We start from the raw sequence: 7167 nt of genomic DNA, 5'->3' as shown, positions 1-7167 counted from the left end.
CCAAAGCGCAAACATCAATGTGACCAGGACGGAAGCAGTGGCCTGAACGATGGTGAGGAGCGATACCTTGTGCCGGCCGATGGGCAGCACTGTTTTGTCGAGATAGTTGATGACGTCCGGCCACAAGCCGGCAATGTAGAGCGCCACGCATGCCCACACGACCGTTGCAATGACGGTTTCGGAGAGCAGCAGGAATGCGCCCGCCTTGCCGCCCTTGGCAAATGCACGCCTCAACACATAAAACACCAGTCTGATCAACGCGAACGAAGCGATCAGCGGGATAGCCAGACGCAGCAAGCTGACAGGTTGAAAATACGAAAGCACAGCGGTCGCCGCAAACACCAGGACCAGTGCGATGAGCGGCCACAGAACACGCGCAAAACTCTGTACACCAAGGCGAACGACACGTGACTGTGAATCGCTGGAGGCGACACGGGCTTTCAACAACCGCGCCAGCCACCAGCCAGCCGCCAGGCAGGTTGCCAATGTGAAGATCTGCCACAGCAGATTCGGGTCGCCCAAGTCGCCCCACACATCGGCCAGCATGTTGTACAGAAGGTTCTGCTTCATTTTTTATACAGCACCGCCTCCCGGCGATGCCGCTCCCAGTTTGATGTGTAGCGTGAGGCAAGCGCGGGATTTCTGCGGGAGACAAGGATGTTTTCCGCATTCCGATGCTGTGCCGTCCATGTAAAGTTATAGCTGCCGGTAACGACAGTCGCCTTCGACGTGGCCGGATCGGTCACGATCACCTTGTTATGCGCATTTTGATATTTGGTTTCCAGCCAAACCGGAATACCGGCTCTATCCATTTCATGGAGCATTTCAGTCGCCAACGGCGTCTTTGCAACCTGCTCCGAATCGACCAGTACCTGAACATCAATACCCCGGCGCCGGGCAGCGATAAGCGTAGTGGCGATTTTCTTGCTGGTCAACAGATACGCATGGACCAGAACCTGCGTCTCTGCGCCACGAATGACTTTGACGATCAGACCTTCGACATCGTCCCAAGGAGCAAAGGCAACCTGCTGCTCCCCTTGCGCAACAAAGACCGGGATCGCCGCATCAGCGTGGGCACCCGTCGATGCGAATGCCAACCAAAGCGATGCCAGCGTGCCTGCGCCATGTCGGCTCATTTATTTCGTTCAAATACCGCCGCAAAAAAACCGTCAGTCTGGTGTCTGTGCGGACTGAGTTTCAGATAGTCGCCCATTTCGAGTTCGATTTTCTGCTCCGCCAGCACATCCTTCATCGGCACCAGGGTAAAGCCTTCATTGCCCTGAATAAAGCTGTCGACGATCGCTTCATTTTCCTCGTCGAGCAAGCTGCATGTTGCATACACGAGTCGCCCTCCTGGCTTGACCAGGCGAGCGGCGCTTGCAAGGATGGCGCTTTGCTTGGCTGTCAATTCGGTCAGCGAATCCGGCGTCTGGCGCCATTTCATGTCCGGATTGCGCCTCAGCGTACCGAGACCGCTGCAAGGCGCATCCACCAGTACCCGATCGATTTTTCCGGAAAGCCGCTTGATCTTGGCATCGTTTTCATGCGCAATCACTACAGGATGCACGTTCGACAAGCCGCTGCGAGCCAAACGGGGCTTCAGTTTGTTCAGGCGCTTCTCGGACACATCAAAGGCGTACAGGCGGCCGGTGTTGCGCATTGCAGCGCCCAGCGCCAATGTTTTGCCGCCGGCACCGGCGCAGAAATCCACCACCATTTCTCCGCGCTTGGCGGCGACAATTTGCGCCAGCAGCTGGCTGCCTTCATCCTGCACCTCGATCGCGCCATTTTGAAACAGCGGGAGGTTCTGCAAGGCGGGCTTCTTGTGAATGCGGATCCCCAATGGCGCATACGGCGTGGGCTCACATTGAATCGGCGCAGTCGCCAGTTCGGCAATGACGTCCTCGCGCTTGGCTTTTAATGCGTTCACGCGCAAATCCAGCGGCGCAGGCCGGTTCAATGCTTCCGCCAATTGCAAGGTTGCTTCCTCGCCGTCGCGGTCCTTGAGCTTGTCAAATAACCATTGCGGCAAATTGGCGCGCATGGCCGGCGGCAAAGCGCCGCGATCAATATGTGCAATGCGGCTCAGCCATTCCGCCTCCTCCGCCGACAAACCACCGAGAGCCTCGGCGCCGACGGCGTCCGCCAATCCAAGCAGGGTCAGGCGACGCATCGCGGAGCCGGAGCCCGACCCGGCGAAACTCGCGTAAACCAGTTTGTTGCGAAGCACCGCATACACGCCTTCTGCAACGGCATTGCGTTCACGCGAGCCCAGCTTCGGATGATCACGAAAATACCGTGACAGCGTAACGTCGGCCGGCCCCGTGAAGCGAATGACTTCGCGCAACACCTCTTCGGTATGGGTGACGACTACCGGTGACAATCTCATTGGCATCCTTCCTGGATTAGGTGCTGTTCGGCGTTGTCGAGTGTGTGGACCAACCCGTTTTCAAGCTTCAGTTTTTCTTCAACAAACCAGCGCACCGCGCGCGGGTAGATGACGTGCTCCTGCGCCAGCACGCGTGTGGAAAGCGATTGTTCCGAATCGCCTGACAGGACCGGCACGACGGCTTGTGCGACGATGGGGCCGTGATCCAGATCTGCAGTGACGAAGTGCACCGTTGCGCCATGAACCTTGACTCCCGCTTCAAGCGCCTGGCGATGCGTATGCAAGCCGGGAAAACTCGGCAGCAGCGATGGATGAATATTGAGTATGCGTCCGGAGTAATGTTCAACGAATGAAGGGGTAAGGATCCGCATAAATCCTGCCAACACCACCAGATCGGGTGAATGACGGTCGATTTCAGCTGCCAGCGCCACGTCAAACTCATTGCGGGATGAAAATGCGGTATTGATTACCGAGAATGCAGGAATGCCGTGTAAGCGGGCAAAATCCAAGCCTTGGGCATCACTTCGATTACTGATGACTGCTGCAATCCGCGCCGGCCAGCTTTCGGCTTGCATGGCGCGGAAAATCGCCTCCATATTGCTGCCGCGACCGGAGATAAGTATTACGATGTTTTTCATGGCGCGCATTGTACCGTACAGCCATATGAAAAAAGCCGACCTGAAGGTCGGCTTTAATTCGAAAACGCTGGCCTTGCGTCTTATTGAAAGGAATAAAAGACCCTGAACGCAACCTTTTTATCCGCCCAGAATTCCGCCGCATCACGAAACACATCAAGCAGAGTTTCGCGTGCTTCCTTGTCGAATTTTGCGGTATTCGGCAATTGTTCAAGCACGACGAGAAATCCTGGCTGTGGCCCGGACTTGTGCGCGAGATTGGTAAGGCAGTCACGCAGAAGATCGAAATTCTTACCGAAATGTTTCGGAAAATGAAATGCCTCTGCAATGCAGGCAAGAACTTGCTGCTTCGTCGCAGCGTTGGCGCAATAAGCGTAGAGAAAGTGCTGTCCGAGACGGGCAGCCTCATCCTGCAAATCGGTCACGCGGAAGGCACGGATGGACTGCACTACGTTCGGCGGCACGGTTTTGAACAAGTCCATGTCGTCCTCGGCGGGCGCAAACAACTTCGCAGGTTCTCTTTGCAATGACTCGATTCGCATTTGATTACTCTTAGATGCGCTTGGAAGGCGCAAAGTGGTCATCGGTGTAATACTGTTTTCCGGACGATGCCGGTTCTCCGCCGGAGGCGGTCCATCGGTTGCCGCTGCTGCGGCATTCAAGGATGTAGGCCGTGGATTCGTGATGATACCCGCGCTTTCATTTGGGCAAAAGCCTTAACTATTAGCAATATTTGATATCTGCTTCGAGGTCCAGGCCAATAAAACATATATGACGGCTTGATTGCCTAACCTGCGGCCTCAGGCATTTCTCCGTGACGGTAATGAACCGTTATGGGAATCACCATTGATCATCACTTGACCGAGGTCTGCAAATCCGACAAACATCCATCTTTTCAATGGCTTAACGCGCATTGTGGCGCTTTTTTCGTGCGCTTGCAAATCTTATAAATAACTTTGCGTTAATTCGTAGAGTAACGTTTTGCATAAGCTGAAGCAACCAGAATTGCGATATTGATAACTAAATTTGTGTTTTTCCCCTCGTTATTCAATCAATTCTTCTTGATACATTTTGTTGCAATATTTACGAAGGATGGAAAATTTGCAGGTACCTCTAATTGCTTGTTCTAACGTTAAATAGAGAGGGCAAGAAAAGGAGAACCACCTTGAAACACTTTACGATTTCCACTCTATTGAAAGCGTGTGCGGGCGCTGCTTTGATGATTGCTGCACCGTTTGTGCTTGCGGGCGGTCCGCAGGTCAGCTGGTCGGTGAGCGTTGGATCCGGCTACCCGGCCTCCGTCTACAGTCCACCGCCGGTCGTCTACGTTGAACCCCAGCCGGTTTATGTACAGCCGCGTCCCGTCTATGTCCGGCCTCGGCCAGTCTACGTGACTCCCCAGCCGGTCTACGTCACGCCTGCTCCGGTGGTCCAGTACTATTCGCCGTACTATGGCCACGGGCATGGCCGAAAACATAAACACCGGGATCACCACCACTGGAAACACGATCGGCATCATTACGGCTATTAACATTGAATAGGGTTGCTTTGCCGGACTGCCGCCATTCCGGCCAAACCACTATTCCCGCAATTGCATTCAACGGCTGACCGTTCCTACGGGCAGCCGTTTTTATTTGCCGACCACGGCTTCTTCGAGAGGTTGTTCCAAGTTGTTGCCGCTACCGAAAAATGCCAGCACATCATCCCGGCGGCCCAAGGCATCGCGTCGCCCCAGACGAATCAGGTCACGCGTATAGCTCGCTTCAAACAACAGATAGGATGCCAGTGCCGCACCGCGCACCTCAGTCGCACCGATCCCTCCCAGCAACATTCTGATCGGGCGCGGCAGACTGCCCGTATGGCGGCTAGCCATCTCGTCGAGTCGCTCGGACGGTGCGATGATGAGCATTTCGACCGGTCTTAGCGACGTCCTTGCACGCTGCTCCTCCGTGAGCACCGAGAGCGTCGCGTTCACCCGGTTCATGCGCTCGATGTCGACCGCAAGACTATCGAGAAAGATGCTCGACAAAGCATGGCCGGCAATCTGCGCAAGACTCGGGTATTGCGCGGAGCCGCCGTTGCCCGCCTCCGGCTCCGACAAACGGCCCGCACCGATCACCAGCACCTTGTCGGCACCGAGATGAATTGCCGGTGAAATCGGCGCCAGCTGCCGCATTGAACCGTCGCCGAAGTACTCGCGCCGGCCATTACAGTAAATCGGCGTTGCAGGAAAGATCAAGGGAATGGCTGCGGATGCCAGCAGGTGTTCGACGCCGATCTGGCTGCGCAATGCGATTCGCTGCGACCTGACCCAGGGGGCGATGTCCGCCTCGGTTTGATAAAACGTGATGTGCTGTCCTGCGGTATAAGAAGATGCCGTTACGGCGAGTGCGTGCAATGTGCCGTCGATCAGGGCGGCATCCAGCCTGGGCAGATTCAGCATCCTGTTCAGCAGGGTGACGAGAGGCGTGTTGTCGAGCAGCGAATTCGGCGGGTTTGCATGCCATTTGCGCATCAGCCAGCCGAACGACAGGAGCGTCAACCATTTCGCTCCTGACCGCAGCACGCCGAGCGAATCGGCACGGTACACCTGCTCCACCTTGAAATGCTCCCAGACGCCGAGCAGAAGTTGCAATCCTTCCTCAAAATTATCGGCATGGCATGCAAGTGCAGTCGCGTTCAGCGCACCGGCCGATGTACCGCAAATGATGTCGTATGGATTACGCGCCGCCGGCCAGCCAGCCTCGCGCAGGATCGACGAGACGCCCTGCAGTACGCCGATCTGGTAGGCAGCCCGGGCGCCGCCGCCCGTCAGCACCAGGCCGGTCTTTTTTCTGCTCGTCATTGCTGTGCCTTCCCAGTCCGTGGGCGCGTGGGTTGTCGATTGAATACGTTGAAACGCCAGGGCTGCGTAGTCAAATCAAACCGGCGCAGCGTGTCTTCGCATAGTAAGACGGCGCGTCGAGGATGTTAAGCCCCATCGCTACCTCGCGCCGTTTGAACAACACTTCACATGCATGGAATGAGTGGCATCAATCGCCTTTGGCGATCCCTTCACGACGCGGATCGGCACCGCCGAACCACAGTTCTTCGCCATGGATATTGAGCCGCATGATGCCCTGCAGACCGGAGGTCTGCTCCATTATGCGCACATTGTGGCCCTTCGATTTCAACTGCTCCACCACCGCATCGCTTACCCTGCCCTGCTCCAGTTCCGTCGGACCGTTGCGGCTTCCGAAGTTCGGCAGACTGATCGCCTGCTGAATATTGAGCCCCCAGTCCATCGTACCGACGAGGACTTTGCCGACGTAATTGATGATCGCCGATCCGCCCGGCGACCCGAGCGACAAAACAAGCTTGCGGGTGCCTTTGTCGAATACCAAGGTGGGCGCCATCGAACTGCGCGGCCGCTTGCCCGCTTGTACCCGATTGGCGATCGGTCCGTTTGCGTCGGCGGCGTCAAACGAAAAATCGGTCAGTTGATTGTTCAGCAAGAAGCCTCGCACCATCTGACGCGATCCGAATGCGCCTTCAATCGTCGTGGTCATGGACAACGCGTTGCCTGCAGCGTCGACAATGGATATATGGGAAGTTGATGGCAGCTCCGGCGAGGTATCCAAGCCCCAGGCGATATTCACCCCGGGCGGGATGCCGAACTTCGCCTGTCCCATGGATTTGTCGGTGATAAGTGCTGCGCGTTCGGCCAGATAGCGTTTATCCAGCAGCGGCTTGACGCTGTTTCCGGGAAGCGGCACGAAGTCGGTATCGGCCACATAACGGCCGCGATCGGCATAAGCGAGGCGGCCGACTTCGGAGAAGAGGTGAATCGCTTCCGCGCTCGGCACACCGTCGCGCGGCGCCATTGCACGAATATCCTTGAACTCCAGCATGCCAAGCATCTGCGCCAAGGCAATCCCGCCGGAGGATGGCGGCGGCATGCCGCACACCGTCCACGATTTGTAATCAGTGCAGACCGGATCCCGCACCTTTGCCCGGTAACCTGCCATGTCGGCCGCCGTGAGTCCGCCCGGATTGGTCGGATGGCCTTTCACTTTTTCTTCGATGTCCCGGGCAAGCCCGCCGTGATAAAAGGCGTCCGCGCCTTGTGTGGCAATGTCCCGCAACACCTTTGCCAACTCGGGA

At 56.6% G+C, this 7167-nt stretch carries 7 protein-coding genes and 1 pseudogene; 1 reads left to right on the top strand and 7 read right to left on the bottom strand.

Annotated elements, in window-relative coordinates:
- The 5 genes and pseudogenes from VGU61_RS20595 to VGU61_RS20575 form a co-directional block, all read right to left on the bottom strand.
- Positions 1-570: pseudogene (locus tag VGU61_RS20595) on the bottom strand (mechanosensitive ion channel protein); the annotation flags it as partial.
- Complete coding sequence (locus tag VGU61_RS20590; protein ID WP_326861166.1) at positions 567-1136, bottom strand: phospholipase D-like domain-containing protein; 570 nt, start codon at positions 1134-1136, stop codon at positions 567-569. The pseudogene VGU61_RS20595 and the gene VGU61_RS20590, both read right to left, overlap by 4 nt.
- Positions 1133-2389: an RsmB/NOP family class I SAM-dependent RNA methyltransferase gene (locus tag VGU61_RS20585; protein ID WP_326861165.1), complete on the bottom strand. Its 1257-nt coding sequence runs from the start codon at positions 2387-2389 to the stop codon at positions 1133-1135. The genes VGU61_RS20590 and VGU61_RS20585 overlap by 4 nt, the downstream gene beginning before the upstream one ends.
- Entirely contained in the window at positions 2386-3027 is a 642-nt protein-coding gene (gene purN, locus VGU61_RS20580; RefSeq protein ID WP_326861164.1) for a phosphoribosylglycinamide formyltransferase, read from the bottom strand. Before purN ends, VGU61_RS20585 begins: the two co-directional genes overlap by 4 nt.
- A gap of 80 nt (positions 3028-3107) precedes the next feature.
- Complete coding sequence (locus tag VGU61_RS20575) at positions 3108-3566, bottom strand: barstar family protein (RefSeq protein WP_326861167.1); 459 nt, start codon at positions 3564-3566, stop codon at positions 3108-3110.
- A gap of 623 nt (positions 3567-4189) precedes the next feature.
- On the opposite strand from VGU61_RS20575, the gene VGU61_RS20570 reads away from it, so the two are divergent.
- Complete coding sequence (locus VGU61_RS20570; protein ID WP_326861163.1) at positions 4190-4555, top strand: hypothetical protein; 366 nt, start codon at positions 4190-4192, stop codon at positions 4553-4555.
- 99 nt (positions 4556-4654) lie between these two features.
- On the opposite strand, the gene VGU61_RS20565 is transcribed toward VGU61_RS20570, so the two are convergent.
- Both VGU61_RS20565 and VGU61_RS20560 read right to left on the bottom strand, forming a co-directional pair.
- Complete coding sequence (locus VGU61_RS20565; protein WP_326861162.1) at positions 4655-5869, bottom strand: patatin-like phospholipase family protein; 1215 nt, start codon at positions 5867-5869, stop codon at positions 4655-4657.
- 187 nt (positions 5870-6056) lie between these two features.
- On the bottom strand, positions 6057-7167 hold a 1111-nt coding region (locus VGU61_RS20560), incomplete at its 5' end, for a gamma-glutamyltransferase family protein (RefSeq protein WP_326861161.1).

It is taken from the genome of Noviherbaspirillum sp. (genome assembly GCF_035944575.1).
GTDB lineage: Bacteria > Pseudomonadota > Gammaproteobacteria > Burkholderiales > Burkholderiaceae_D > Noviherbaspirillum.
The sequence above is the reverse complement of the archived record's forward strand: the minus strand, read 5'-3'. Positions and strand labels throughout refer to the sequence as shown.

Bases quoted from the DNA above. Each gene is read 5' to 3' on its own strand.
- VGU61_RS20590 (WP_326861166.1), bottom strand. From the start codon at position 1,136: ATGAGCCGACATGGCGCAGGCACGCTGGCATCGCTTTGGTTGGCATTC.
- VGU61_RS20585 (WP_326861165.1), bottom strand. From the start codon at position 2,389: ATGAGATTGTCACCGGTAGTCGTCACCCATACCGAAGAGGTGTTGCGC.
- purN (WP_326861164.1), bottom strand. From the start codon at position 3,027: ATGAAAAACATCGTAATACTTATCTCCGGTCGCGGCAGCAATATGGAG.
- VGU61_RS20575 (WP_326861167.1), bottom strand. From the start codon at position 3,566: ATGCGAATCGAGTCATTGCAAAGAGAACCTGCGAAGTTGTTTGCGCCC.
- VGU61_RS20565 (WP_326861162.1), bottom strand. From the start codon at position 5,869: ATGACGAGCAGAAAAAAGACCGGCCTGGTGCTGACGGGCGGCGGCGCC.